A 25,237-nucleotide genomic window follows, 5' to 3' on the forward strand; every position below is an offset into this window, starting at 1 on the left:
GGCCCGCCATGCCCGAATACCGCCGCATCCTCCTCGACGGCGCCGCCGTCCAGGTCACCGTCGACGGGGACGAACTCGTCGCCGGGGACGGCCGCCGAGTCAAGATCGAGGAGGCGCAGCACCTGCCGCCGGTCGTGCCGTCGAAGGTGATCGCCGTCCACCTCAACCACCAGAGCCGCGTGGACGAGTTCCGGATCCAACTCCCGGACACACCCACGTACTTCCACAAGCCGACCTCCGCCCTCAACTCCCACAAGGGAGCGATCGTCCGCCCCGAGGGCTGCAAGTGGCTCAACTACGAGGGCGAGGTCGCCATCGTCATCGGGAAGACGGCGCGGAACATCTCCCCTGCCGAGGCGGGCAAGTTCATCACGGGCTACACGATCGCCAACGACTACGGCCTGCACGACTTCCGCGACACCGACGCCGGTTCGATGCTCCGCGTGAAGGGTTCCGACACCCTCTGCCCGCTCGGCCCCGGCCTGGTCACCGACTGGGACTTCCGCGGCAAGAGCCTGAAGACGTACGTCAACGGCCAGGTGGTGCAGGACGGTTCGACCGACGAGATGAAGTGGGACATGCACTACCTCGTCGCCGACATCGCCCGCACCATCACCCTCCACCCGGGCGACGTGCTGCTGTCCGGCACCCCGGCCAACTCCCGCCCCGTGCAGCCCGGCGACGTCGTCGAGGTCGAGGTGGAGGGCCTCGGCAGGCTCACCAACCACATCGTGACCGGCCCCACCGCGATCCGCACCGACGTCGGCGCCCAGCCCACCGAGTCCGAGGAGGTGCTGTCCACCGCACTCGGCGGCGACTGGGAGTTCCGCGGCATCCGCCCACCCAAGCGCTGACATCCCGGACGCATGGGGCAGGTAGGGTCACCGGCATGACCGACTCCGCCGACGCCCCCGAGAGCCGACGCCGGCCCCGCAAGCGCCTGCACTACGGCGAGGGGCGCGAGGCGCTGCTCAACGCCGCCGTACGTGTCGTGGCGCGCGGCGGGCTGCGCAAGCTCACCTACCGGGCCGTCGCGGAGGAGGCCGGGGTCACCCACGGCCTCGTCGTGCACCACTTCGGCTCGCGCGACGCGCTGATCGAGGAGGCCCTCACCCACACGATCCGCACGTCGCTGAGCACCAGCTCCCTCGAACCCGGCACCGGCAAGGTCGCGGACTTCTCGGCAGGGCTGTCCGAGATGGTCACGGCGGATCCGGACACGCAGGCATTCCAGTACGAGCTGCTGCTGGAGTCGCGCCGCCGGCCGGAGCTGCTGCCGCATCTCCGCGAGCTGTACGACGAGTACTTCGACGCCACGCAGCGCGAGCTGAGCCGTATGCTGCCGGCCGGCGCCGACAAGGCGCTGACCCGGCTGGTCTTCGCCGCGCTCGACGGACTCGTCCTGCACCAGCTCGTTCTCGGCGAGCCCGAGGTCACGGACGCCGCCTTGGAGGAGCTGCGGGCCCTGCTGCGCCTGCTCGACGCCGATGGCGACGGCAGCGGCGAGTCTCGCACGTGACCCTCTGAGCTGCGTATTTCAAGGCCTCGGGCGTTCCTCGCCCGGGGCCTTTCGCTGTTGCGCACATGGGCGCCCGGTTACGGCCCTGTAAGAAACCACCAAGCGCCGGAAAATCTTCACGCAGCCCCTTGCCAAACGGATAGTTCCATCCCACGATAAGGCAACTCGTTTGACCCTAAACGAAACCCTCCCTCCCCGTCCCGACAGGTGATCCGAATGGACAGTCAGACGGCGGTCACCCCGCACACCGCGCAAGATTCATCCACGACAGGCCGGCTCAAGCCCGATTCCCTCGGCGTCCTGGGCATCCTCTTCTTCGTCCTCTCCGCCCAGGCCCCGCTGACCGGCATCGCCGGAGCCGTCCCCATCGCCGTCGCCATAGGCAACGGCGCCGGCACCCCCGCCGCGTATCTCGCGGCCGGCGTCGTGGTCCTGTTGTTCTCCATCGGCTTCGTCGCCATGGGCCGCCACGTCGTGGACGCGGGCGCCTTCTACACGTACATCGGCAAGGGGCTGGGCCGCTCGACCGGCTCCGGCAGCGCCGGCGTCGCGCTCTTCGCCTACTGCGCGGTCCAGGCCGCCATGTACGGGCTCTACGGCGCGACGGTGAGCGGCCTGGTCGAGCACTACGCCGGCGTACACATCGCCTGGTGGGTGTGGACGCTGGTCACCATGGTGATCGTCCAGATCCTCGGCGCGGCCGGGATCGAGATGGGCGCCAAGGTGCTGGCCGTCTTCGTCCTGGCGGAGTTCAGCATCCTGATCGCCTTCGCCCTGGTGACCTTCGCCAAGGGCGGCGGTCCCGAGGGGCTCGGCTTCGGCGACAGCTTCTCGCCGCACGCCGCGCTCCAGGGCGCCCCCGGCGTGGCGCTGATGTTCGCGGTGGCGTCGATGTTCGGCTTCGAGGCCACCGCCATCTACGGCGAGGAGGCCCGGGAGCCCAAGAAGACGGTCCCGCGCGCCACCTACCTGTCGGTCGCCGTGATCACCGGGTTCTTCGCCTTCACCTCATGGATGCTGGTCTCCGCGCACGGCGCCTCCAAGGCGACCGCGGAGGCGGGCAAGGCGCTGGAGTCGGGCGACGCCACGTCCTTCGTCTTCGCCCCCATCACCGCGCAGTTCGGCGGCTGGGCGGGCGACGTGCTGCCGATCCTGCTGGCCACCTCGCTGTTCGCCGGCATCCTCGCCTTCCACAACTCGGCCAACCGCTACCTGTTCTCCCTGGGTCGCGAGGGTCTGCTGCCGCACGGGCTGACCACGCTCAACCGCCGCCACTCCCCCTGGCTGGCCGGCATCGTCCAGACGGTGATCGCGGTGGCCCTGGTCATGCCGTTCGCGATCCTGGGCAAGGACCCGGTGCTGACGCTCTTCTCCTGGTTCAGCGGAGTCGCCGTACTGGCGATCATGCTCCTGTACTTCCTGACCTCCGTCTCGGTGGTGTTCTTCTTCCGCCGCTCGCGCGCCGACACCCGGCCGTGGAACACGCTGGTCGCGCCGGTTCTGGGCGCGCTCGGCATCGCCGGAGCGATCTGGCTGATCATCGACAACTTCACGACGCTCATCGGCGGCGACCGGACCACCGCCGTCTGGCTCCAGCTCACCGTCCCCGCGGTGCTGGTCCTGGGGCTCGCGGTGGCACGGCTGACCCGCACCCGGCACACCGCCACGGACTGACCCCGCCGCGCGACATCCGACGTACCGCACACGGCTGACGGCGGCACCACTCGCCGGGTGCCGCCGTCGGCCCAGTCATCCATACAAGTGCCTACGAACCGCCACGACCCTTAGAAAAGAGGAGAGTTGATGTCGGCCCTCACCCACGACGGCCTGCTGCGTCGCGCCAAGGATCTGGAGCTGCCCGGCGGGCACCACATCGACGGGGCGGACGAGCCGGGCGGGGGAACCGCGTTCGCGGTCGTCTCGCCCCGCGACGGGCAGGTCCTCCGCGAGGTGGCCGACGCCCGGCCCGCCGAGGTCGACCTGGCGGTGGCGGCCGCGCGCCGGGCCTTCGACTCCGGACCCTGGCCGCGCCTCGCACCCGCCGACCGCGGTCGCATCCTGCTGCGGATCGCCGAACTTCTGGAAGAACAGCGGGAGTTGCTCGCGCTGACCATCAGCCTGGAGATGGGCAAGCCGATCAGCGACGCGTACGGGATCGAACTGCGCGCTGCGATCAACACCTTCCGCTGGTACGGCCAGTTGGCGGACAAGCTCACCGACGAGTCGCCCCACACCGCCCCGGACGCCCTCGCGCTGATCACCCGCGAGCCGGCTGGCGTCGTGGGCGCGGTCGTTCCGTGGAACTTCCCTCTGACGCTGGCGAGTTGGAAGGTCGCACCGGCGCTGGCGGCGGGCTGCACGGTCGTACTCAAACCGTCGGAGAACTCCCCGCTGTCGGCTCTGCTGCTGGGCCGGATCGCGAGCGAGGCCGGACTGCCGCCGGGCGTGCTCAACGTCGTGACCGGTGACGGTCCGGTGGCGGGGCGGGCGTTGGGCCTGCACCCCGACGTCGATGTGCTGGCGTTCACCGGCTCGACGGCGGTCGGCCGCCACTTCCTGCGCTACGCCGCCGACTCCAATCTCAAGCGCGTCTGGCTGGAGTTGGGCGGCAAGTCGCCCAACATCATCCTGCCGGACGCCCCCGACCTGGAGCAGGCGGCCGCCACCGCCGCCTGGGGCATCTTCTTCAACCAGGGCGAGATGTGCACCGCCCCCTCCCGGCTGCTGGTGCACTCCTCCGTCGCCGAACGCGTCACCGAGGCGATCGTCACCCGGGCCGGGGAACTGCGGGTCGGTGATCCGCTGGACCCGGCGACCGAGATGGGCGCGATGGTGGGCGAGAGCCACCTGGAACGCGTCCTCGGCCACATCGGCACGGGCGTCGAGGAAGGCGCACGACTGCGGGCAGGCGGCGGGCGCATGCTGGCCGACACCGGCGGCAGCTATCTGCGCCCCACGGTCTTCGACCAGGTGGACCCGGGCATGCGCCTGTCCCGCGAGGAGATCTTCGGCCCCGTCCTGTCCGTGCTCACCTTCGACGACCTGGAGGAGGCGGTACGGCTGGCCAACGCCACCGAGTACGGCCTCGCCGCCGGCCTGTGGACCTCCGATCTGTCGACGGCCCACAAGGTCTCGCGCGCGCTCAGGGCCGGGACGGTCTGGGTGAACTGCTACGAGGAGGGCGACCTGACGGTCCCCTTCGGCGGTATGAAGCAGTCGGGCAACGGCCGCGACAAGTCCGTCCACGCCATCGAGAAGTACACCGAGCTCAAGACCACCTGGATCCAGCTGTGACGCGGCCCCTCATCGCCGTCCCGGCCCGCTTCTCCGCCACGACCTCCGCACTGCGGTACGCCGCCGAGGTCAACGCCCGCACCCTGATCGAGGCGGTGTGGCGGGCCGGCGGCGAACCGGCGAGCATCCACCCGGCCGAGCACGACGTGGCGGCCCGCCTCGCCCGTTTCGACGGTGTCCTGCTCCCCGGCGGCGGCGACCTCGCACCGCATCGCTACGACGCCATCGACACACATGCCAGCGTCTACGACGTGGACGAGGTGCAGGACGCCTTCGACCTCGAAGTCGCCCGTACCGCCTTGGAGTCGGGCCTGCCGCTGCTGGCTGTCTGCCGCGGCCTGCAGGTCGTCAACGTCGCCCTCGGCGGCACCCTGGAGCAGGACATGGGCGGCCCGGACAGCGAGCACAGACACGTCGTGCACCCGGTGGCGATCCGGCGCGGCACGCTGCTGGAGCGGGCCACCGGCGTGCAGAAGGTGGAGGCGTCCTGCTACCACCACCAGCGGGTGAGCGGCATCGCGGCAGGGCTCGCCATCACGGCGCGGGCCGCCGACGGAACCGTCGAGGGGCTCGAACTCCCCGGCGGCCATGGGTGGTTCACGGCCGTCCAGTGGCACCCGGAGGACACCGCCCACGAGGACGCCGCCCAGCAGGGCCTGTTCGACGCGCTCGTGAGAGCCGCCCGGGACGGACACTGACGCCGCTCGTCGGGCGCGCGCGGCCGTTACTGAAGCCGCGTGAAACCGTGCGTGCGGCTCGGCAGGCCTTCCGGGTTGGGGCCGTAGACCGCCAGCATGCGGGCGTACTCGGGCGCGCAGTAGCGGCCGACGGCGCCGGCGGGGACCTGGACGACGTCTCCCGCCCGGGCCTCGACCGTCTCCCCGTCGCACGCGACGAACAGGTGGCCTTCCAGGACGTAGTTGAACTCGTCGTGGGGATGCTCGTCCGTCCAGGACTCGCCTCGCAACTCCCATTCCATGAGGGCGGGTCCCGGACGGGGGCCGTCACCGGGCGGGACGAGGGCGTGCCCGCGCGGGACCCCGTCACGGGGCTCCAGTGGAGCGGAGGGGTACTTCCTCGGGGGCACCTGTTCTCCTCTCGCCGGCTGAGCCGTCAGCCGCGCTCGGCGGCCTCGACGATGTTGGTCAGCAGCATGGCCCGGGTCATCGGGCCCACGCCACCCACCGGCGGGGCGAGCGTGCCGGCGACCTGGTCCACGTCCGGGTGGACGTCGCCGAGGATGCCCTCCACGGTGCGGGTGATGCCCACGGACAGGACCGTGGCGCCCGGCTTGACCCAGTCGGGCCTGACGAGGTGGGCCACACCGGCCGCGGCCACCACCACGTCGGCGACGCGCGTGTGGGCCGCGACGTCCTGGGTCGCCTCGTGGCACAGGGTGACGGTGGCGTGCTCGGTGCTGCGGGTCAGCATCAGGCCGAGCGGACGGCCCACCGTGATCCCGCAGCCGATGACGCAGAACTGCCGTCCGGTGATGGGCACTTGGTTGCGGCGCAGCAGGTCGATGATGCCGCGGGGCGTGCAGGGCAGCGGCCCCGGGATGCCGAGCACGAGTCGCCCCAGGCTCGTCGGGTGCAGCCCGTCGGCGTCCTTGGCGGGGTCGATGAGCTCCAGTACGGCGTGGGTGTCGATGTGGGCGGGCAGCGGCAGCTGGACGATGAAGCCGGTGCAGGCCGGGTCGGCGTTGAGCCTGAGCACGGCGGCCTCGACGTCGGCCTGGGTGGCCGTGGCGGGCAGCTCCACCCGGATCGACGCGATGCCGACCTGGGCGCAGTCGCGGTGCTTGCCGCCGACGTAGGAGCGGCTCGCGGGGTCGTCGCCGACGAGGATGGTGCCGAGGCCGGGCGCGATGCCTGTGCTCTTCAACTCCTCGACACGGGCGGCGAGTTCACTCTTGATCTCGGCTGCGGCGGCCTTGCCGTCGAGCAGTGTTGCGGTGGTCATGGTCGTACATACCTCTCGGTGCGGGGCGCGTCAGGAGAATACGACGGTGCGGGAGCCGGCTACTCGGTGAGCCCGGCCTTCTCGCAGGCCGCCCGGAGGCCTTGCCCGCAGATCTCGTCGACGGTGTACACGCCGTCCTCGACGAGGGTCTGCTCGATGTCGTCCTTCGTCACGGCGCTCGGCTCGAGCAGGACGGCGGGGATGCGTTTGGTGGTGGGGCTGTCGGTCGTGGTCGGGGCGACGGTGCGGGGGTCGTGGCCGCGGCCCAGGGTTACGGCCATGTCGGCGGCCGCGGCCGCTTCCGTGCGGAAGGATTTGTAGACCGTCATGTACTGCTCGCCCTTGACGATGCGGCGTACGGCGTCGAGGTCCGCGTCCTGACCGGTGACCGGAGGCAGGTCCCTGACCCCGGCGCTCCTGAGCGCGGCGATGGCGCCCGCGGCCATCGCGTCGTTGGCCGCGAGGACACCGCCGATGCGGTTCGGGCCGAGGGCCGCGATGGCGGCGGACATGTGGGCGTGGGCGTTGTCGGTGCTCCAGCCCTGGGTCTCGTAGGACCTGCCGATCTTCACCTTGCCGGCGAGGACGGAGAGTGCGCCCTTGCGGTACCAGGCCGCGTTGGGGCTGGTGGGGTCGCCGTTGAGCATGACGATCTGCTTGCTCTGCGCCGTGTCGCCCATGGCCTTCAGCAGCGCCTGGCCCTGGAGTCTGCCGACCTCGCCGCCGTCGAAGCTGACATAGCCCGAGATCGGGCCCTCCGCGAGCCGGTCGTAGGCGACGACGGGTACGCCCGCCTCGTGGGCCGCTCGGATCGAGGAGCGCAGGGCCTTGGTGTCGGCGGCGTCGAGGATCAGGACCTTGACCCGCTTGGTGATCATGGAGTCCAGCTGCTGCCGCTGTCTGGTCGCGTCGTTCTCGGCGTTGGCGTACTCCATCCTGCAGCGGGGGCAGAGCTCTTTCAGCCGCTTCTCGATCAGCGGTTTGTCGGATTGCTCCCAGCGTGGCAGCGACCGGCTCGGAAGCAGCAGGCCGACCGTGAAGCTGCTGGTGTCGGCCTCGCCGTCGCCGCCGCAAGCCGCCTGGGACAGCGTCAGCAGCCCCGCGGCGAGGACCGCAAGGACGTGCCGCCCACGCAGCATCACGGCGGGCCTCCTCGTACCGTCCCGGGCTCGGAGGCCGCGGGAGCCGGCTCCCGCGGCGGTACGGCGATCTCGCTCCACACCTGCTTGCCGCCCGCCACCGGGGTCGAGCCGAAGGACTCCGACATCGCCTCCACCAGCAGCAGGCCCCGGCCGCCGGTCGACTCCCAGTCCACGATCACCGGCTTGGCGGGCGCGCGCGGCGAGGCGTCGCTCACGCCGACCCGCAGCCGGTCCCCGCGCAGCATCAGGTCGAGGCGGACCGGGCCCTGGGTGTACACCAGGGCGTTGGTGACCAGTTCGGACACGACGAGCAGTACGGCGTCGGCCACGTCCTCGGCCTTCCAGTGGCGCAGTGTGCGTGCCGTGAAGCGGCGGGCGTGCATGACGGCGTCGGGCAGTCGCCACACCACCCAGCCGGCCCGGGTCGGGCGGATGCCCATGCCGTCGTAGCGCAGCAGCAACAGCGCCACGTCGTCCTCGCGGCGGCCGACGTCGCCGAGCAGTTCGTCGGCCATCCGGCCCAGGTCCGCCGGGTCGGCCGCGGCGAGCGCGGCGCGCGTCAGGTCCATGCCCTCGTCCACGGGCAGGCCGACGGCCTCGACCAGGCCGTCGGTGACCAGGGCGAGCACCGTGCCGGGGCTCAGCGCGACGGCCGTCATGGGGAACTCGGCCTCCTGGAGGATGCCGAGCGGGAGGCCGCCCTCGACCTCGATCTCCTCGGTGCTGCCGTCGGGAAGGCGCAGCAGCGGGGCGAGGTGCCCGGCCCGGACGAACAGGGTGTTGCCCTCCTCCAGGTCCAGTTCGGCATAGCAGCAGGTGGCGAAGAGGTCGGTCTCCATGCCGACGAGGAGGCGGTTGGCGTGCGAGACGACCACGTCGGGCGGGTGCCCCTCGACCGCGTACGCCCTGACCGCCGTACGCATCTGGCCCATGATCGTGGCGGCACCGGCGCTGTGGCCCTGGACGTCCCCGATGACCAGCGCCACCCGGTCCTCGGACAGGGCGATGACGTCGTACCAGTCGCCGCCCACCTGCAGGCCCCGCCGGGCGGGCAGATAGCGGGCCACGGCCGTTCCGCCGGGGAGTTCGGGCAGACGGCGGGGCAGCAGGCTGCGTTGCAGCATGGTCGCGAGCTGCTGCTCGGCGTCGTGCTCGTGGGCGCGCTTGAGGGCCTGTCCGACCAGTGCCGCGGTGGCGGTGAGCAGGGAGCGCTCGTCGGGCACGAACTCGTGCGGCTTGTCCCAGCCGACCAGGCACACGCCGGCGACCTGTCCCCTGGCCGGGAGCGGCAGCACCGCCAGGCCGCCGGTGCCGATGCCTTCGAGCCCGGGTTCGAAGGCGGTGCCGGCGGGCCACAGGTCCGTCCGCCCGTCCTGCAGGGCGAGTTGAAGGGTGGGCAGGGCGCCGACGGGTGCGTCCGGCCACTCGGTGCGCCACTCGTCGCGCCAGGTCTTGGGCCAGGCGGCGGGTTGCGGCGGGTCGAGCACGGTGACCATGAGCCGCTCGCCCTGCAGCTCGGCGAGCGCCACCCGGTCGGCGCCCAGCGGCTCACGCAGCGCGGTGACCACGACGCGGCTGACGTCACGGACCGTCTCGGTTTCGTCCAGAGCGGCGGTCAGCCACTGGATCCTGGACACCTCGTCGGCGGCGCGGCGCAGGACCGAGGTCGCCGTGACCACGCCCAGCACCTGCTCCGGCCGGTCTGCGGTGCCTTCCACCACCCGGCAGCTCAGGCTCAGCCAGCGCATCTCACCGGTGGGGCCGCGGACCCGGAACTCCAGCTCGCGCCGGCCGAACGCCTGCGGGGCCGGCTCCAGCACCGACACCAGGGCGTGCATGTCCTCCGGCAGGGCGTGTGCGAGGAGGGTGTCCGCCTTGCCGTCGAATTCGTCCGGGGTGATGCCGACGAGTTCGAGGAGGGTCTCGTCCGCCTCGACCCGGCCGGTGTCCGGCAGCAGCACGAAGGAGCCGACGCGCAGACTGCGCAGGGCGGGAGCCAGCAGCGGCGAGGGCACGGAACCGCCGGTGCCGGGCGGCAGCAGACGGGCGACCTCGTCGGCGTACCGCTCGAGGAAGTGCCGTTGCTCGGCGGCGAAGCCGTCCGCGCCGGCGCCCACGACGAGGAGGCAGCCGAGCCTGTTGCCCTCCTTCCGGAGCGGCAGCGCACCGAGCGACGCCTCTCCTCGCGGCGTCGGGCCGCCCTCGGGGTAGGAGGCCAGGGCCGCGGGGGTCAGCCACAGCGGCCGGTCGGTGCGGAAGGCGTGCTCCGCGGGTGAGCCTCCGGGCAGGGGCAGATGCTCGGGCAGCCGGTACTCGGAAGCGGCGCACCGGGCCGTCTCCGCCAGCCGGAGTTCCTGCTGCTCGGCATCGATCACATAGACCGCGGCCAGGGCAACTCCGGCGAAGGACAGGGCACGATCGCCCGCCGCCCATACCGAGGACAGTGCACCGGTGACACCGGTGACACCGGTGTCCTGGGTGTCGGCTCCGGATGCCGCCGGCTGAGACACTCCGGCCCGGGCACGGCCGTCATGAGGCATGTCCGCAACCTACTTCCCGTCCGTGCCGCAGAAGCGACTGAGATCGGGCACCCCCACACCAGAATTGCATATGCGGGCAAACCCCACAGAGTCGCAGTTCGCTCCGCCCGGTGCCACACTGGCGACATGGTCGTCTTGCCACGTCCACGCGGCACTTCCCGGGCGGATCGCTAGCTTCGGCATCGAGCCCGTGTTGCGGGCGCCCCTCCGCTGCCCGGCCGTACCCGTGGAATGTGAGGAGGCCGGGTATCGCCATGCTCGACGATGTAGCCGCCGGTGCCGGGCCGGTCGGGCGCAGGCCCCACCTCGCCGGGACGGGTGTCCATGCCGTCGTGGCCGTCCGGCCCATGCGGGCTCGTACCGTCGCAGGTTGTCGGTCGTGGTCCGTGCGGCCCGCCCGAACCACGCACGCATCCGTGACGCCGCGCCCCTTTGCCCTGCGCGCCCGACGCCGCCGAGGGAGGTCGCTCGGATGAAGACCTGCATGCGGCACACGGCGCTGGCGATGACCGCGCTCTCGACGGCCGTAGCCCTGGCGGCCTGCGGCTCGGGCGGCGGTGGCGACCCCGACGGCGGGAGTTCGCCGACGATCGGTCTGCTGCTGCCGGACGCCACCACGGCCCGCTGGGAGGCGCAGGACCGACCCCTGCTGGAGAAGGAGATCAAGGAACTGTGCGGCGACTGCTCGATCGAGCACGCCAACGCCAAGGGTGATGTGGCGATCCAGCAGGAGCAGATGGACTCGATGATCACCAAGGGGGTCGACGCCATCGTGCTCGTGGCCGTGGACGCCAGATCGCTCGCCACCGAGGTCAGGGACGCGGCCGAGGCGAACATCCCGGTCATCGCCTACGACCGCCTCGCCCAGGGCCCGATCGCGGGTTACGTCTCCTTCGACGGCCAGGAGGTCGGCAGGCTCCAGGGCAGGGCGCTGCTGAGGGCGATGGGCGACGACAGCGCGGGCAGCCGCCAGATCGTCATGATGAACGGCGATCCCAGCGACCCCAATGCGGCGCAGTTCAAGAAGGGCGCCCTGTCCGTGCTGACGGGAAGGGTGAAGATCGGCAAGGCGTACGACACCCTGCAGTGGCGGCCGGAGACCGCGAACATGAACATGTCCGGCGCGCTCGCCGCCCTCGGCGTCGGCAACATCCACGGGGTCTACGCCGCCAACGACGGCCTGGCCTCGGGCAGCATCTCGGCCTTGAAGGCGAACAAGGTCCAACCGCTGCCCCCGGTGACCGGGCAGGACGCCGAACTCGGAGCCGTACAGCGCATTGTCGGCGGCGACCAGTACATGACCGTGTACAAGCCCTTCGGACCCGAGGCCTCCGCGGGTGCCGCCATGGCCGTGGCCGCGGCCCGCGGCGAGGCCCTCGACCAGGTCGGCAAGGACACCGTGCGGCCCATCGGCGGCAAGCAGGTTCCGGCCGTGATGCTCACCCCGGTGGCCGTGACCGCCGGCAACATCAAGGGCACGCTGGTCAAGGACGGCATCTACACGGTCGAGCAGATCTGCGTGCCCCGGCTCGAGACCGCCTGCAGCAAGGCCGGGCTGACCTGACCCGGCCTCCCGTGACCGGTTCCGGCCGGCTCCGCACCCCGGGAAGGAGATGATGTCGTGTCGGCACCCCCGTTGCTGGCGCTGCGCGGCGTGTGCAGGCGCTTCGGTGTCGTCGAGGTGCTGCGGGACGTAGATCTGGAGATCCACGCCGGCCAGGTCGTCGCCCTTCTCGGCGACAACGGGGCCGGCAAGTCCACTCTCGTCAAAGTGATCTCCGGCGTCGCCCCCGCGGACAAGGGCGTCATCGAGTGGGAGGGCCGCCCGGTCCACATCAGACGCCCGCACGACGCCCGGGACCTCGGCATCGCCACCGTCTACCAGGACCTCGCGCTGTGCGGGAACCTCGACGTCGTCGGCAATCTCTTCCTCGGCCGGGAGATCCGCAGGTTCGGCTTCCTCGACGAGATGGAGATGGAGAGCCGCACCATCGACCTGCTGAAACGCCTGACCAGGACCATCCCCGACCTGCGCGCCCCGGTCGTCTCACTGTCCAGCGGCCAGCGACAGGCGGTGGCCATCGCCCGCTCGCTCCTCGGCGAGCCCCGGGTGCTCCTCCTGGACGAACCGACCGCGGCGCTGGGTTTCGAGCAGACCACCGAGGTTCTCGACCTCGTCGACGCGCTGCGCGACCGCGGCATGGGAGTGCTGCTCATCAGCCACAACATGGGAGACGTGAAGGCGCTCGCGGACCGCGCCGCCGTGCTGCGGCTCGGCCGCAACAACGGCTTCTTCAACGTGAACACCGCCTCCCAGGAACAGATCATCTCCTCCATCACCGGCGCCACGGAGAACGTGCCCCGCCGGACGGCCGCCCACGAGGCGGGGTGGTGAAGGGATGCGTCGCATGGAGGACAACAGGCGAACCGAACCCGACCCACCCCTCGCCGAGACCCGCCGGCCGTCCCTCGGGCATGTCCTCGCGCACGTGCTGAAGGGGCGAGTCGCCTCCTTCCGACGCAGACTGCGCGCCGGCGAACTGGGATCGCTGCCCGTGGTCCTCGTCCTCGCCACGGTGTGGATCATCTTCCAGTCCCTCAACGAGAACTTCCTCTCGCCCCGGAACCTGTCCAACCTCAGCGTGGACATCGTGGGCACCGGTCTGATCGCCGTCGGCATCGTCTTCGTGCTGCTGATCGGTGAACTCGACCTGTCGGTCGGCTCGATCAGCGGTCTCGCGGCGGCCGTCTTCGCCGTGCTGAACGTGAACAACGGCGTGCCGGAATGGCTCGCCCTCATCGTCGCGGTGCTCACGGGCACCGTGACGGGTGCCGTCCAGGGCTTCTCCTGCGCCAAGACCCGGGTGCCGGCGTTCGTCGTCACGCTCGCGGGGCTGCTCACCTGGAACGGCCTGATGCTCTACATCCTCGGCACCAGCGGCACGATCAACCTCGACGAGAACGGCTTCGTCGCCGACCTGACCAGCTACTACTTCACCGCCGACGCCGTGGCCTACGGACTGGCGGCGCTCGCCTGCGGCTCGGTCTTCCTCGTGTCGTACCTGGACCTGCGCCGCCGCACGGCAGCCGGCATGCCGCACCGCTCGCTCCGCGAGATCGGGGTGCGCACCGGGGCGCTCGCGGTGGTCGCGTTCGCGACGGCCTACCTGCTCAACCGCTTCCAGGGACTGCCGCTCGCCCTGCTGATCTTCCTCGTGGTGGTGGCCGGCCTCGACATCCTGCTCCGCCGTACGCATTACGGACGGCAGGTCTACGCCCTCGGCGGCGGCGTCGAGGCGGCCCGGCGCGCCAGCCTCAACGTGACCGGGATCCAGACCGCGGTGCTCGCCGTCTCCGGCACCATGGCCGCGGTCGGCGGCCTGTTCCTGGCCTCGCGGATCAGCTCCGTCAGCCAGAGTTCGGGCTCGGGTGTCCTGCTCCTCAACGCCATCGCGGCGGCCGTCATCGGCGGTACCAGCCTGTTCGGCGGACGCGGTACGACCTGGTCCGCAGTGCTCGGCATGCTGGTCATCCAGTCCATCGCCTCGGGCATGGCCATCACGGACACCCCCACCGCCATCCAGTTCGTCATCACCGGCGGCGTCCTCTTCGCGGCGGTGCTCATCGACGCGCTGTCACGGCGCTCGCAGGAGGCACACGGGCGGGCCTGAGCGCCAACTCCCCGACCTCCGCGTGCCCTTGGGCGCGGGGGCAGCTCATCCACGGCGTGGATGAGCCGGATACGGGATTCGGATCGCGCAGAGGATGGCGGCCGGGCGCCCGACGACCCATAGTCGTCCCTACCCGCACGTCGCTGTCCGGACCAGCCGCCGACGTGCGGCCGTGTCCTCAGCATGCTGTGCGCCCCAGGCGCCCGTGAACGGCATGCCCGCTCCCGAACACCGTCCCCTGGAGTCGCCATGCCCGGTTCCGTTCCGCCGCCGTCCCCCGCCGCGGTCGACGACGACGCCGCTCCGTCACCCCTGGCCGTCACGGGTCCCGCCCATCTGCTGCGGGTGACCCTGCTGATGGCAGGAAGCTGTCTGCCGATTCTTGGGGCGGTGCTCATCGCCCCGGTGCTGCCGAAGATGCAGGACCACTTCGCCTCCGTCCCGGGTGCCAAGGCGCTGGTGCCGCTCGCGCTGACCGTTCCGGCGCTGGCGCTGGCGCTCCTTGCGCCGTTCGCCGGCGTGATCGTGGACCGGCTGGGCCGCAAGCGACTGCTGATCGGGGCGACCCTGCTGTACGCCGTGTTCGGCACCGCCCCGCTGTGGCTGGACTCGCTGGGCGCCATCATCGCCAGCCGAGCCCTGGTCGGGGTCACCGAGGCCGCGATCATGACGTGCTGCACCACGCTGATCGGGGACTACTACAGCGGCCGGCGGCGGGTGAAGTACCTCGCCCTGCAGACCATGTGTGCGTCCGCGTCGGCCACGGTGTTCTTCGTGCTCGGAGGCGCCGCCGGATCCGCAGGCTGGCGTGTGCCGTTCTTCGTGTACGCCGTGAGCCTGCTGCTGGCGCCGATGATGGTCGCCTCGCTGCCGAACCCGGCGGTCGGCGCGGCGGTGGACGAGGCGCCTGCTGTCGAGGTGCGACGTCTGTTCCCCTGGCGGCAGCTGGGGGGTATCTGTGCCCTTACCTTCTTCGGGGCGATGGTCTTCTACACGGTGCCGGTCGAGATGTCGTACCTGCTCGACGACCTCGGGGTGGAGAACTCCGGTGTCATCGGTCTGGCCACCGCGATCGCCAGTGCGGCGACCGTGGGCGGGGCGATCACCTTCGCACGGCTGAAGCGCTCTCCCGAACCGATGCTGCCCGCTGTCTTCGGGGTGTGCGCGGTCGGTTTCGGGGCGATGTTCCTGGCGGGGAGCGCTCCGCTGCTGGTCGTGGGGGCGGTGGTCAACTGTGTGGGTACGGGGATGTTGCTGCCGGCGCTTCTCACCAGCGCCATGTCCCGGCTGGCGTTCGAGGACCGGGGGCGTGGGACGGGGCTGTGGATGGCGGCGTTCTTCGGTGGGGAGTTCGTCTGTCCGCTGGTGCTGCTTGCCGGGGAGTCCGCGGTGGGCAGTCTCGCCGGGGCGGTGGGGTTGCTCGGGTTGGCGGCGGCTGTGGTTGCGGGTGGGCTTTGGGCTGCTGCCCGGCGTCGGGTCGGGGCTGTTGACACTCGGCCGTTGCCCGAGCAGTTGGTCTGAGCCGACGTTCCCCTGTGAGTGCCACGATGGGCCGTCGTTCGGCTGCGGCTCCATCGTGGCTTGTCGCGCCCGCGCGGCGGAGCCGTATGTCGATACCGCCCCGCCCCCTCAGGGCGTTGCGCTGAGCGTCGCCCCGACCTCCGCCGCCTTCTGCCGTAGCCAGATGTGCGACGCGTCCTGGGTGTGCACCGGGTGCCACCACATCGCCTCCTGCACCGGTACCGCCTCGAAGGGGCAGGGCAGGACCCGTACGGCCGCGGAGCGCACCGCTCTGCGCGCCAGGCGTTCCTGGATCATCGCGATCCGCCGGGTGCCCTCGACCATGTGGGGCAGCAGTTGGAAGGTCTGCACGGAGATCTCCACCCGTGGGCTGATGCCGATCATGCTGAGCTGGCGTGCGGCCGGGGCGTCGTACGGGCGCTGGTAGACCGCCCAGGGCAGCTGCGACAGCTGGTCGAGGGAGAGTTCGTCGCCGACCTCGGGGTTGTCGTCGGCGACCATGCACAGCCAGCGGTCCTGGTGGACGTCGACGGAGGGGAAGCCGTCGATGATGCCGCGCGGCAGCAGCAGGCCGTCGACGGTGCTCAGCGCTGTGGCGGTGTTCTCCACCACCGCGGGCGTCGAATGCTGGAAGGTGAGCCGGATGCCGGGCGCCTCCCGGTGCAGGGCGCGGGCGAGCGCGGAGCCGAAGACGGCCGCGCCGTAGTCGGAGCAGAGCAGGGTGAACTCCCGTGTCTCCGCGGCCGGGTCGAAGTCGGGCTGGCTGGCGAAGACGCGCTCCAGCAGATCGCACGCGGTCGCGCTGCGGTCCCGCAGGGCGACCCCGAGCGGGGTCAGTTCGTAGCTGTTGCCCGTGCGGGCGAGCAATTCGTCGTCGAAATGGCGGCGCAGCCGGGACAGCGCCGCGCTCATCGCGGGCTGGCTCAGCCCGACGCGCTCGCCGGCCCGGGTGACGTTGCGTTCCTCCAGCAGCGCACGCAGCGCGAGGACCAGGTTCAGGTCGAGTCGGGACAGGTTCACCGGGCACCACCAATGCACACCAACGGATATCCACACCATGGATCGTGCGCATCCACAGGATTGATTTCCGTGATTGGCCGATCAGGGTCAGAGTAGACCGCATCCCAGCAGGAGGACATCTCATGGCAACACTCGCGCAACCTGCCGGCCCGTTCGCGCTCGGCACGTTCTCGCTCCCGGACGCGGAGCCGTTCCCCGGTCTCCTGGCGAAGGGCCGGGTTCTCGACCTGACCAGAGCCCTGGCCTGGGCACCGTGCGGTCTGCGCGCCGTGGTGGAGCGGTGGGAGGAGGCCCTGCCCGTCCTGCACGTCCTGGCGGAGGAGGACGCCCTGGACTGGCGGCCGGTGGAGGAGCTGCGGGTGCACGCCCCACTGGAGCCGCGCCAGATCTTCCAGTCCGGCGCCAACTACCGGCAGCACGTGATCGACCTGGAGGTCGCCCACCGCTCCCCCGACGACCCGCGCACCGTCGAGGAGGCGCGAGCTGAGATCGCCGCGGTCATGGACCGCCGGGCCGCCGAGGACCTGCCGTACGTGTTCATCGGTCTGCCCAGCACCGTCGCCGGACCGTACGACGACGTCGTACTGCCCGCGTGGGCCGAACAGCCTGACTGGGAGCTGGAGTTGGCAGCCGTCATCGCCAGGCCGGCCCACCGGGTGTCCGTCGAGGAGGCCCTGGAGTACGTCGCCGGGTACACGATCGCCAACGACCTCACCGACCGTGCCACCGTCTTCCGCCGGGACATGAAGGCCATCGGCACCGACTGGCTGCGCTGCAAGAACGCCCCCGGGTTCACCCCGCTGGGCCCGTGGCTCGTCCCGGCCGAGTCGATCGCCGACCCCGGCGACCTGCGGGTCACGCTCAAGCTCAACGGCGAGACCATGCAGGACGAGTCCACCAAGGACATGCTGTTCGGGGTCGCGCGCCTGGTGTCGTACATCTCCCAGACCGCCCAACTGCTGCCCGGAGACCTGGTGTTGACCGGCAGCCCGGCCGGCAACGGCATCCACTGGGGACGGCTGCTGCGCGACGGCGACGTCATGGAGGGGTCCATCACCGGTCTGGGGGCGCAGCGTACCCGCTGTGTGGCGGAGGCGTCGGCATGAGCCTGGACCGCCACAACCCGGAGGGTGCGATCGCCGAGGCCGCCAAGGCCTGCTCCAACTGGAGCCGTTGGGGCGAGGACGACGTGCTCGGCACGCTGAACTTCCTCGACGAGGCCAAGCGGCGCGAGGGCGCCGCGCTGGTGCGGCGGGGCGTGAGCTTCTCGCTCTCGCAGCGGTTCGACATGAACGGGCCGCAGAAGGGCTGGCGCCGGCGGACCAACCCCGTGCACACGATGCTCGACACCGGGACCGACGCGGCCCTCGGCAACCAGGGCTTCCCGCACGGCATCGGCGGCGCCGACGACGTGATCGCGATGCCGTTGCAGTGCTCCACGCAGTGGGACGGGCTCGGGCACATCTTCGACCACGGTTTCGCCTGGAACGGACGGCGCGCCGACAAGGTGGTCACCTCCGACGGCGACCTCGTCACCGGCATCGAGCACATGGCGCCGTACGTCGCCGGCCGCGGGGTGCTCCTCGACGTCGGCCAAGTGGTCGGAGAGGACGGTGAGTTGCCCGACGGCTTCGCCATCACCGAGGAGCATCTGACCGCGACCGCCGCGGCCCACGGGGTGGGCGTCGGCCGCGGCGACATCGTCCTCGTGCGGACCGGTCACCTCGCCCGCGCCAAGCGCGAGGGCTGGGGCGACTACGCCGGCGGGCCCGCGCCGGGGCTGTCGTTCACCACCGCCGGCTGGCTGCACGGCACCGAGATCGCCGCGGTCGCCACCGACACCTGGGGGTTCGAGGTGCGGCCGAACGAGTTCGAGAACGCCTTCCAGCCGCTGCACCAGGTCGTCATCCCCAATGTGGGCCTGCTGATCGGCGAGATGTGGGACCTCGACGCGCTCGCCGCGGACTGCGCGACCGACGGCGTGTACGAGTTCTGGCTGACCGCCGCGCCACTGCCCATCACGGGAGCCGTGGGCTCCCCGGTGAACCCCATCGCCATCAAGTAACCGGCCCGGCCGACCCGCTGAGCCGGTCCGCTCAGCCGCCGGATGCGCCCCTCCCCGGACAGCAGCGGCGCATCCGGCCCGCACCCCCGTCCCCACTCCTGGCCCGCGCTCCCAGCGGGCGAGCCGCACCCCAGCCGCCCGAAGTCGCGCGGCCCAACCCCGGGAGGTATCCCCGCATGGCTGACAACCTCGCACGTTCCGTCCTGGTCATAGGCGGGGGCGCCTCCGGCAACGCCGTCAGCCTTCTGCTGCGCCGCGCCGGCATCGCCGTCGACCTGATCGAGGCCAAACCCGACTGGAACGCCACCACCGGCTCCGGCATCACCCTCCAGGGCAACGCCCTGCGGGTCCTGCGCGAACTGGGTGTGTGGGAACAGGTGGAAGCCTCCGGATACGCCTTCGGCTCGCTGGGAGTGACCACCCCCGACGGCACTGTCCTGTTCGTCGCCGAGGACATCCAGACGGGCGGCCCGGAGCTGCCCGCCACCCTCGGCATGCAGCGCCCCCGGCTGCAGCAGATCCTCATCGACGCGGTCCGCGCCTCCGGCGCCCGCGTTCGCCTCGGCACCACCGCCGAGGCACTGGAGCAGGACGCCGACGGCGTCTCGGTGCGCTTCAGCGACGGCAGCGAGGGCCGCTACGACCTGGTGATCGGCGCCGACGGTCTCAACTCCACCACCCGCGCCGCGGTCGGCATCCCCGACAAACCCGAGCCCACCGGCATGGCCATCTGGCGCATCGCCGCCCCACGGCCCGAGAGCGTGACGCGCACCGACCTCGCCTACGGCGGCCCCGCCTACATCGCCGGCTACTGCCCCACCAGCGATAACACCATCTACGCCTACGTCGTCGAGGCGTGTCGCGACCGCGCCTCCATCGACCCGGCCACCTATGCCGACGAGATGCGCCGCCTGGCGCAGGGCTACGGCGGCGTCTGGCCGGAGATCACCGAGCACATCACCGACCCGAAGAAGGTCAACTACACCTGGTTCGACCGCCTGCTGGTCGAGGGCTCCTGGCACCGTGGCCGGGTCGTGCTCATCGGCGACGCCGCCCACTGCTGCCCGCCCACCATGGCCCAGGGCGCCGCGATGTCCCTGGAGGACGCCCTGGTCCTGGCCGAGCTGCTCACCGGCGGACGGGACTGGGACGACGACCTGCTCCAGGCCTACCACGACCGCCGCATTCCCCGGGTGCGCACCGTCGTCGAGGCGTCCGTGCAGATCGGTCAGTGGCAGCTGGACGGTGTGCGCGACGCCGACATGGCCGGGCTGGTCGGCCGCACCATGAACCTCCTCAAGGAGCGCCCGTGACCGCCACCGCATCCTCCGCGCCGACGATCGACGTCCACGCCCATCTCCTGCTGCCGGAGGTCGAGGAGGCCGTCGCCGGTCACCCCGGCCTCGCCGAGGCCCGCGAACTCGACGCGCGGCGCAACGGCCCGGCGGCCCTGACTGTGAACGGTCCGATGGTCGGCGCGCGCGTGCCGAAGCTGACGGAGGCCGCAGTACGCCTCGCGGCGATGGACGCGCAGGGCGTGGACATCCAACTGATCAGCCCGTCCCCGTCGCACTACCACTACTGGGCCGGGCTCCGACTGGCCCAGCAGGTCTGCCGGTTGGCCAACGAGGGCACCGCCGCGCACTGCGCGAAGGCCCCCGACCGGCTGCACGGCCTGGGCCTGATCCCCCTCCAATACCCCGACCTGGCCGTGGAGTTGCTCGACCACGCGCTGGAACAGGGCCTGAAGGGCGTGGAGATCTCCTCGCACGCACCCGGCCGCGAGCTGTCGGATCCCGCGTACGAGCCCTTCTGGTCCCGCGCGGAGGAGACGGGCGCGCTGGTCTTCCTGCACCCGTTCGGCTGCACGCTCGACGAGCGCCTGGACCGGTGGTACCTGTCCAACACCGTCGGCCAGCCCAGCGAGAACGCGATCGCCCTCTCCCACCTGATCTTCTCCGGAGTGCTGGACCGCCATCCGGGCCTGAAGTTGATCGCGGCGCACGGCGGCGGCTATCTGCCCACCCACCTCGGCCGCTCCGACCACGCCTGGCGGGTCCGCCCCGACGCGCGGGTCTGCGCACGGGAGCCGAGCAGCTATCTGAAGCAGCTGTACTTCGACTCCCTGGTCCACGACCCGTACGTACTGCGGGAGTTGCTGCGGGCCGCGGGCCCGGACCGGGTCCTGCTCGGCTCCGACTTCCCCTTCGACATGGGCACGGACGACCCGCTGGACGCACTGCGCGCCGCGAACCTGCCCGACGACGACTTCCACGCGGTGCGGGGCGGCAACGCGGCCGCCCTGCTCAACCTCGCCTGAGGAGGAAACCCCCCATGAGCAACCGCCTGCTCACACACCTTCGGCACGTCGACCTCGCCGTGCCCGACTACGACAAGCAGCTCGACTTCTACTCCGGCGTGTGGGGCCTGACCAAGGTCGCCGAGGACTCCGGCATCTCCTTCCTCGCCGCCGAGGGCAGCCCCGAGCAGTACGTCGTACGTCTGCGCAAGGCCGACGAGAAGCGCCTCGACCTGGTCTCCTACGGTGCGGCTTCGGCGTCCGACGTGGACGCGCTCGCCGAGCAACTGCTCGCCGGTGGCGTGCAGTTGATCTCGCAGCCGGGCAAGGTCGACACCCCCGGCGGCGGCTACGGCTTCCGCTTCTTCGACGTCGACGGGCGCACCATCGAGGTCTCGGCGGACGTCGAGGTCCGGCAGCACCGCAGGATCGAGGAGAAGGAGTCGATCCCGGTCAAGCTGTCGCACGTCGTCCTCAACTCGCCGGACCTCGACAAGACGCGCGAGTGGTACGAGCGCCACCTCGGCTTCCGCCTCTCCGACACGCTCGGCCATCCGCACATCGGCGACGTCATGCACTTCATGCGGATCAGCAACCAGCACCACTCCATGGCCATCGCCAAGGGCCCGCACACCGCCCTGCACCACATCTCCTTCGAGATGCGCGGCATCGACGAGTACATGCGCGGCTCCGGCCGGGTGATGCGGGCCGGCTTCAGGAAGATCTGGGGGCCGGGCCGGCACATGGCGGGCGACAACACCTTCACCTACTTCCTCGACCCGCACGGCAACACCGTCGAGTACACAACGGAGTTGGAGCTCCTCGACGAGGACACCTGGCACCCGCACGTCTACGACTTCTCCAAGCCGGAGGTCACCGACCAGTGGGGCACCGCCAACCCCATGAACGAACTGGTCACCAAGGAGTCCTTCAACGACCCCGACCACGGCTGCTTCGTCGCGCCACCGGTCTGATCCCCCGAATTCCGGGGGCGCGGCAGCCCTGTCATGCCCTGACTCCCCGCCGCGTCCCCGGTCCCGTTCCACCCGTCCGCCCGCCGACAGGACCCCTCCCATGCGTTTCGCCACGTACGAGTACCGCAACCGACGCCAGGTGGCCGTCGTCGAAAAAGACGGCACGCTCTACCCCCTGCCCGGCGTCACCTCGCTGACCGGCCTGCTCGCCGAGGGAGGCGGCCTGCCCGAACTGCTCGACGCGGGCTCCGGGATGCTCGACGTCCCGGCCGGCCCGCACATCTCGGACGTACGGCTGCTGCCACCGCTGCAGCCGCCCACCGTGCGGGACTTCGTCACCTTCGAGGAGCACGTCGAGGGCGTACGACGGTCCGTGGACGGGGCGGCCGGTGTGCCCGAGCAGTGGTACGCGGCCCCGACGTTCTACTTCACCAACCCCTACGCCGTGTACGGCCCGCACGACGACATTCCCGTGCCGCCCGGCTCGAGCGTGCTCGACTTCGAGCTCGAAGTCGCCGCCGTGATCGGCAAGGAGGGTCGCGACCTCACCCCGGAGCAGGCCCGCGAGCACATCGTCGGCTACACCGTCTTCAACGACTGGTCCGCGCGCGATCTGCAGTCCGCCGAGATGAGGGTGGGCCTCGGCCCGTGCAAGGGCAAGGACACCGCCACCACCTTGGGCCCCTGTCTGGTCACGGCGGACGAGCTGGAGAAGTACCGCGACGCGGACGGCTTCCTGCGGCTCGGGCTCACCGCCGCGGTGAACGGCGAGGTCGTCGGCAAGGACCTGCTGTCCAACATGAGCTGGACCTTCGAGGAGATGGTCGCCTACGCCTCCCGCGGCACCGTCGTCCGCCCCGGCGACGTACTGGGTTCCGGGACCTGCGGCAACGGCGGTTGTCTGGCGGAGCTCTGGGGCGTACGAGGGGAGCAGTCGCCTCGACCCCTGCGGCCCGGCGACACGGTCACCCTGACCGTGGAGGGCATCGGCACGGTCTCCAACACCGTGGTGGCAGGCGCCGATCCGGTGCCGATACCGTCCGCCCGGCGCCGCACCCGGGAGCGGCCGTGACCAGCCTGGACCCCAAGCGGCTCCTCGGCAAGGTCGTGGTGGTCACCGGCGCGGCAGGCGGCCAGGGCGCCGCCGAGGCCGAGGCACTGACCCGCGAGGGCGCCCGCGTCATCGCCACCGACGTGACGCGGGCGCCGGGTTGCCGCCGTCTCGACGTCACCAGCGAGAAGGAGTGGGCGGAGCTCGCCGCCGAACTGCGCGAGGCGTACGGGCAGGTCCACGGCCTGGTCAACAACGCGGGCATCACCTGGCGCGCCCGCCTCGACGACGTACGCCCCGAGGACTTCGCCCGCGTCCACGAGGTCAATGTCACCGGTCCACTCCTCGGCATCCAGCACCTCACCCCGCTGATGCCGCCCGGCTCCTCCATCGTCAACGTCGGCTCCACCGCCGCGCTCACCGGCCACTACCCGGTCGCGTACACGGCGAGCAAGTGGGCGCTGCGGGGCGTGTCGAAGACGGCCGCCCTGGAGCTCGGCCCGCGCGGCATCCGGGTCAACACGATCCACCCGGGGTTCATCGAGACGGACATGACCGCCTCGGCCGCCCCCGCCTTCCGTGAGGCGAACATCCGCGAGACCCCGCTGGGCCGCACCGGAACCGTCGACGAGATCACGCCTCTCGTCGTCTTCCTCCTGTCCGACGAGGCGTCCTTCATCACCGGCGCGGAGATCCCGGTCGACGGCGGCCTCACCGCGCACGGCGGCGTCAAGTCGATCTCGGACGCCGTACGCCCCTAGCACCAGCAGAAAGGCCCCCATGGACAAGGTCCGCGCGAGCGCCGCCGAGTCGGTCGCCGACATCCCCGACGGCGCGTCGCTGGCCGTCGGCGGCTTCGGTCTCAGCGGCATCCCCGAGGTGCTCATCCAGGCCCTGCACGCCCAGGGCGCGACCGGCCTGGAGGTCGTGTCGAACAACTGCGGTGTGGACGGACGGGGGTTGGGCGTCCTGCTGGCCGATGGCCGGATCGCCCGGGTCACGGGCTCGTACGTGGGCGAGAACAAGGAGTTCGCCCGCCAGTACCTCTCCGGCGAACTGGAGGTGGAACTGGTGCCGCAGGGCACTCTCGCCGAACGGCTGCGCGCGGGCGGCGCCGGTATCCCCGCCTTCTACACCCCGGCGGGAGTGGGCACCCAGGTGGCCGACGGCGGCCTGCCGTGGCGCCACGCCCCCGACGGATCGGTCGCCCTCGCCTCTCCGCCGAAGGAGATCCGCACCTTCCAGGGCCGCCGCCACGTCCTGGAGCACGGCATCACCACCGACTTCGCCCTCGTACGGGCCTGGCGCGGCGACCGCCACGGGAACCTGGTCTTCCGGAGATCCGCCGCCAACTTCAACCCGTTGGCCGCGATGGCCGGTCGCGTGACGGTGGCCGAAGTCGAAGAACTCGTGGAGCCCGGCGAGTTGAGCCCCGACGAGATCCATCTGCCGGGCATCTTCGTCCAGCGGATGGTGCGCCTCACGCCAACTCAGGCCGCCGACAAGCACATAGAGAAGAGGACCGTACGAGCATGAGTTGGACCCGCGACCAGATGGCCGCCCGCGCCGCCGCCGAACTCACCGACGGCTCCTACGTCAACCTCGGCATCGGCCTGCCCACCCTGATCCCCGGCCATCTCCCGCCCGGCGTGCAGGTGGTCCTGCACTCCGAGAACGGCATCCTCGGCACCGGCCCGTATCCGACCGAGGCCGAGGTCGACCCGGACCTGATCAACGCGGGCAAGGAGACGGTGACCGTCCTGCCGGGCGCGTCCTTCTTCGACTCGGCGCTGTCCTTCGGCATGATCCGCGGCGGTCACATCGACACCGCGGTGCTCGGCGCCATGCAGGTGTCCGCCGCCGGCGACCTGGCCAACTGGATGATCCCCGGCAAGATGGTCAAGGGCATGGGCGGTGCGATGGACCTGGTCCACGGCGCACGCCGGGTCGTCGTGCTGATGGAACACACGGCGAAGGACGGCTGCCCGAAGATCGTCAAGGAGTGCACGCTTCCGCTCACCGGTGAGCGGTGCGTCGACCGGATCATCACGGATCTCGGCGTCCTCGACGTCACCCCGGAGGGCCTCGTTCTCGTGGAGTGCGCACCGGGTGTGACCGCCGAGGACATCGCCGACCGCACGGAGGCACCGCTGATCCGGAGGCGATGAGCCCCGCAGAC

Annotated in this window: 23 protein-coding genes; 18 read left to right on the top strand and 5 right to left on the bottom strand. The window is 71.1% G+C overall.

Annotated elements, in window-relative coordinates; genetic code table 11:
* Positions 1 to 8: 8 nt before the first annotated feature.
* The 5 genes from ACFY1L_RS47395 (at position 9) to ACFY1L_RS47415 (ending at position 5,511) form a co-directional block, all read left to right on the top strand.
* Positions 9 to 854 carry a fumarylacetoacetate hydrolase family protein gene (locus ACFY1L_RS47395; protein WP_388840198.1) on the top strand — a complete coding sequence of 282 codons (846 nt, stop codon included), beginning with the start codon at positions 9 to 11 and terminating at the stop codon, positions 852 to 854.
* Positions 855 to 889: 35 nt separating this feature from the next.
* Positions 890 to 1,519, top strand: a complete 630-nt coding sequence (locus tag ACFY1L_RS47400; RefSeq protein WP_388840201.1) for a TetR/AcrR family transcriptional regulator — start codon at positions 890 to 892, stop codon at positions 1,517 to 1,519.
* A 216-nt stretch (positions 1,520 to 1,735) separates the two neighbouring features.
* The gene (locus ACFY1L_RS47405; RefSeq protein WP_388840203.1) at positions 1,736 to 3,193 is read left to right on the top strand and encodes an APC family permease; all 1,458 of its coding nucleotides are present in this window, start codon (positions 1,736 to 1,738) and stop codon (positions 3,191 to 3,193) included.
* Positions 3,194 to 3,322: 129 nt separating this feature from the next.
* Positions 3,323 to 4,813: an aldehyde dehydrogenase gene (locus ACFY1L_RS47410; RefSeq protein ID WP_388840206.1), complete on the top strand. Its 1,491-nt coding sequence runs from the start codon at positions 3,323 to 3,325 to the stop codon at positions 4,811 to 4,813.
* Positions 4,810 to 5,511 (top strand): gamma-glutamyl-gamma-aminobutyrate hydrolase family protein, encoded by a 702-nt coding sequence (locus ACFY1L_RS47415; protein ID WP_388840209.1) that lies wholly within the window; start codon positions 4,810 to 4,812, stop codon positions 5,509 to 5,511. Before ACFY1L_RS47410 ends, ACFY1L_RS47415 begins: the two co-directional genes overlap by 4 nt.
* 26 nt (positions 5,512 to 5,537) lie before the next feature.
* Here the strand turns inward: ACFY1L_RS47415 and ACFY1L_RS47420 are convergent, their stop codons facing one another.
* From ACFY1L_RS47420 to ACFY1L_RS47435, 4 genes are read right to left on the bottom strand one after another with little or no spacing between them, the layout of a single operon-like run.
* The gene (locus ACFY1L_RS47420) at positions 5,538 to 5,900 is read right to left on the bottom strand and encodes a cupin domain-containing protein (protein WP_388840212.1); all 363 of its coding nucleotides are present in this window, start codon (positions 5,898 to 5,900) and stop codon (positions 5,538 to 5,540) included.
* 26 nt (positions 5,901 to 5,926) lie between these two features.
* A complete protein-coding gene (locus ACFY1L_RS47425) occupies positions 5,927 to 6,775 on the bottom strand; it encodes a bifunctional methylenetetrahydrofolate dehydrogenase/methenyltetrahydrofolate cyclohydrolase (RefSeq protein ID WP_388840215.1) in 849 nt (282 codons plus the stop codon).
* A gap of 59 nt (positions 6,776 to 6,834) precedes the next feature.
* Positions 6,835 to 7,914 (bottom strand): sugar ABC transporter substrate-binding protein, encoded by a 1,080-nt coding sequence (locus tag ACFY1L_RS47430; protein WP_388840504.1) that lies wholly within the window; start codon positions 7,912 to 7,914, stop codon positions 6,835 to 6,837.
* Positions 7,914 to 10,457 (bottom strand): SpoIIE family protein phosphatase, encoded by a 2,544-nt coding sequence (locus tag ACFY1L_RS47435; protein ID WP_388840218.1) that lies wholly within the window; start codon positions 10,455 to 10,457, stop codon positions 7,914 to 7,916. Before ACFY1L_RS47435 ends, ACFY1L_RS47430 begins: the two co-directional genes overlap by 1 nt.
* Before the next feature lie 472 nt (positions 10,458 to 10,929).
* Here ACFY1L_RS47435 and ACFY1L_RS47440 point away from each other — a divergent pair, with 472 nt between their 5' ends.
* The 4 genes from ACFY1L_RS47440 to ACFY1L_RS47455 all read left to right on the top strand — a co-directional run bounded on the left by ACFY1L_RS47440 (position 10,930) and on the right by ACFY1L_RS47455 (position 15,649).
* Entirely contained in the window at positions 10,930 to 12,021 is a 1,092-nt protein-coding gene (locus tag ACFY1L_RS47440) for a substrate-binding domain-containing protein (RefSeq protein ID WP_388840221.1), read from the top strand.
* A gap of 57 nt (positions 12,022 to 12,078) precedes the next feature.
* Positions 12,079 to 12,852 (top strand): ATP-binding cassette domain-containing protein, encoded by a 774-nt coding sequence (locus ACFY1L_RS47445; protein ID WP_388840224.1) that lies wholly within the window; start codon positions 12,079 to 12,081, stop codon positions 12,850 to 12,852.
* Positions 12,853 to 12,856: 4 nt separating this feature from the next.
* Positions 12,857 to 14,128: a sugar ABC transporter permease gene (locus ACFY1L_RS47450; RefSeq protein ID WP_388840227.1), complete on the top strand. Its 1,272-nt coding sequence runs from the start codon at positions 12,857 to 12,859 to the stop codon at positions 14,126 to 14,128.
* Between the two features lie 249 nt (positions 14,129 to 14,377).
* On the top strand, positions 14,378 to 15,649 hold the full coding sequence (locus ACFY1L_RS47455) for an MFS transporter (RefSeq protein ID WP_388840230.1): 1,272 nt from the start codon (positions 14,378 to 14,380) through the stop codon (positions 15,647 to 15,649).
* A gap of 108 nt (positions 15,650 to 15,757) precedes the next feature.
* Here the strand turns inward: ACFY1L_RS47455 and ACFY1L_RS47460 are convergent, their stop codons facing one another.
* Positions 15,758 to 16,669 carry a LysR family transcriptional regulator gene (locus ACFY1L_RS47460; RefSeq protein WP_388840233.1) on the bottom strand — a complete coding sequence of 304 codons (912 nt, stop codon included), beginning with the start codon at positions 16,667 to 16,669 and terminating at the stop codon, positions 15,758 to 15,760.
* Positions 16,670 to 16,791: 122 nt separating this feature from the next.
* On the opposite strand from ACFY1L_RS47460, the gene ACFY1L_RS47465 reads away from it, so the two are divergent.
* From ACFY1L_RS47465 to ACFY1L_RS47505, 9 genes are all read left to right on the top strand, one after another.
* Positions 16,792 to 17,775: a fumarylacetoacetate hydrolase family protein gene (locus tag ACFY1L_RS47465; RefSeq protein ID WP_388840236.1), complete on the top strand. Its 984-nt coding sequence runs from the start codon at positions 16,792 to 16,794 to the stop codon at positions 17,773 to 17,775.
* Positions 17,772 to 18,734 (top strand): cyclase family protein, encoded by a 963-nt coding sequence (locus ACFY1L_RS47470; protein WP_388840239.1) that lies wholly within the window; start codon positions 17,772 to 17,774, stop codon positions 18,732 to 18,734. Before ACFY1L_RS47465 ends, ACFY1L_RS47470 begins: the two co-directional genes overlap by 4 nt.
* Positions 18,735 to 18,910: 176 nt before the next feature.
* Positions 18,911 to 20,047, top strand: a complete 1,137-nt coding sequence (locus tag ACFY1L_RS47475; RefSeq protein WP_388840242.1) for an FAD-dependent oxidoreductase — start codon at positions 18,911 to 18,913, stop codon at positions 20,045 to 20,047.
* Entirely contained in the window at positions 20,044 to 21,054 is a 1,011-nt protein-coding gene (locus ACFY1L_RS47480; protein ID WP_388840245.1) for an amidohydrolase family protein, read from the top strand. Before ACFY1L_RS47475 ends, ACFY1L_RS47480 begins: the two co-directional genes overlap by 4 nt.
* Positions 21,055 to 21,068: 14 nt before the next feature.
* On the top strand, positions 21,069 to 22,007 hold the full coding sequence (locus tag ACFY1L_RS47485; protein WP_388840248.1) for a VOC family protein: 939 nt from the start codon (positions 21,069 to 21,071) through the stop codon (positions 22,005 to 22,007).
* Between the two features lie 100 nt (positions 22,008 to 22,107).
* Positions 22,108 to 23,079, top strand: coding sequence for a fumarylacetoacetate hydrolase family protein (locus ACFY1L_RS47490; RefSeq protein ID WP_388840251.1), 972 nt, complete (start codon positions 22,108 to 22,110; stop codon positions 23,077 to 23,079).
* A complete protein-coding gene (locus tag ACFY1L_RS47495) occupies positions 23,076 to 23,819 on the top strand; it encodes an SDR family NAD(P)-dependent oxidoreductase (RefSeq protein WP_388840254.1) in 744 nt (247 codons plus the stop codon). The genes ACFY1L_RS47490 and ACFY1L_RS47495 overlap by 4 nt, the downstream gene beginning before the upstream one ends.
* Positions 23,820 to 23,838: 19 nt before the next feature.
* Positions 23,839 to 24,594: a CoA transferase subunit A gene (locus ACFY1L_RS47500; protein WP_388840257.1), complete on the top strand. Its 756-nt coding sequence runs from the start codon at positions 23,839 to 23,841 to the stop codon at positions 24,592 to 24,594.
* Positions 24,591 to 25,226 carry a CoA transferase subunit B gene (locus ACFY1L_RS47505; protein WP_388840260.1) on the top strand — a complete coding sequence of 212 codons (636 nt, stop codon included), beginning with the start codon at positions 24,591 to 24,593 and terminating at the stop codon, positions 25,224 to 25,226. The genes ACFY1L_RS47500 and ACFY1L_RS47505 overlap by 4 nt, the downstream gene beginning before the upstream one ends.
* Positions 25,227 to 25,237: the final 11 nt, after the last annotated feature.

The sequence above is a fragment of the Streptomyces sp. NPDC001663 genome (genome assembly GCF_042893105.1).
Taxonomy (GTDB): Bacteria; Actinomycetota; Actinomycetes; order Streptomycetales; family Streptomycetaceae; genus Streptomyces.

Bases quoted from the DNA above. Each gene is read 5' to 3' on its own strand.
- ACFY1L_RS47395 (WP_388840198.1), top strand. From the start codon at position 9: ATGCCCGAATACCGCCGCATCCTCCTCGACGGCGCCGCCGTCCAGGTC.
- ACFY1L_RS47400 (WP_388840201.1), top strand. From the start codon at position 890: ATGACCGACTCCGCCGACGCCCCCGAGAGCCGACGCCGGCCCCGCAAG.
- ACFY1L_RS47405 (WP_388840203.1), top strand. From the start codon at position 1,736: ATGGACAGTCAGACGGCGGTCACCCCGCACACCGCGCAAGATTCATCC.
- ACFY1L_RS47410 (WP_388840206.1), top strand. From the start codon at position 3,323: ATGTCGGCCCTCACCCACGACGGCCTGCTGCGTCGCGCCAAGGATCTG.
- ACFY1L_RS47425 (WP_388840215.1), bottom strand. From the start codon at position 6,775: ATGACCACCGCAACACTGCTCGACGGCAAGGCCGCCGCAGCCGAGATC.
- ACFY1L_RS47430 (WP_388840504.1), bottom strand. From the start codon at position 7,914: ATGCTGCGTGGGCGGCACGTCCTTGCGGTCCTCGCCGCGGGGCTGCTG.
- ACFY1L_RS47435 (WP_388840218.1), bottom strand. From the start codon at position 10,457: ATGCCTCATGACGGCCGTGCCCGGGCCGGAGTGTCTCAGCCGGCGGCA.
- ACFY1L_RS47440 (WP_388840221.1), top strand. From the start codon at position 10,930: ATGAAGACCTGCATGCGGCACACGGCGCTGGCGATGACCGCGCTCTCG.
- ACFY1L_RS47450 (WP_388840227.1), top strand. From the start codon at position 12,857: ATGCGTCGCATGGAGGACAACAGGCGAACCGAACCCGACCCACCCCTC.
- ACFY1L_RS47455 (WP_388840230.1), top strand. From the start codon at position 14,378: ATGCCCGGTTCCGTTCCGCCGCCGTCCCCCGCCGCGGTCGACGACGAC.
- ACFY1L_RS47465 (WP_388840236.1), top strand. From the start codon at position 16,792: ATGGCAACACTCGCGCAACCTGCCGGCCCGTTCGCGCTCGGCACGTTC.
- ACFY1L_RS47470 (WP_388840239.1), top strand. From the start codon at position 17,772: ATGAGCCTGGACCGCCACAACCCGGAGGGTGCGATCGCCGAGGCCGCC.
- ACFY1L_RS47475 (WP_388840242.1), top strand. From the start codon at position 18,911: ATGGCTGACAACCTCGCACGTTCCGTCCTGGTCATAGGCGGGGGCGCC.
- ACFY1L_RS47485 (WP_388840248.1), top strand. From the start codon at position 21,069: ATGAGCAACCGCCTGCTCACACACCTTCGGCACGTCGACCTCGCCGTG.
- ACFY1L_RS47490 (WP_388840251.1), top strand. From the start codon at position 22,108: ATGCGTTTCGCCACGTACGAGTACCGCAACCGACGCCAGGTGGCCGTC.
- ACFY1L_RS47500 (WP_388840257.1), top strand. From the start codon at position 23,839: ATGGACAAGGTCCGCGCGAGCGCCGCCGAGTCGGTCGCCGACATCCCC.
- ACFY1L_RS47505 (WP_388840260.1), top strand. From the start codon at position 24,591: ATGAGTTGGACCCGCGACCAGATGGCCGCCCGCGCCGCCGCCGAACTC.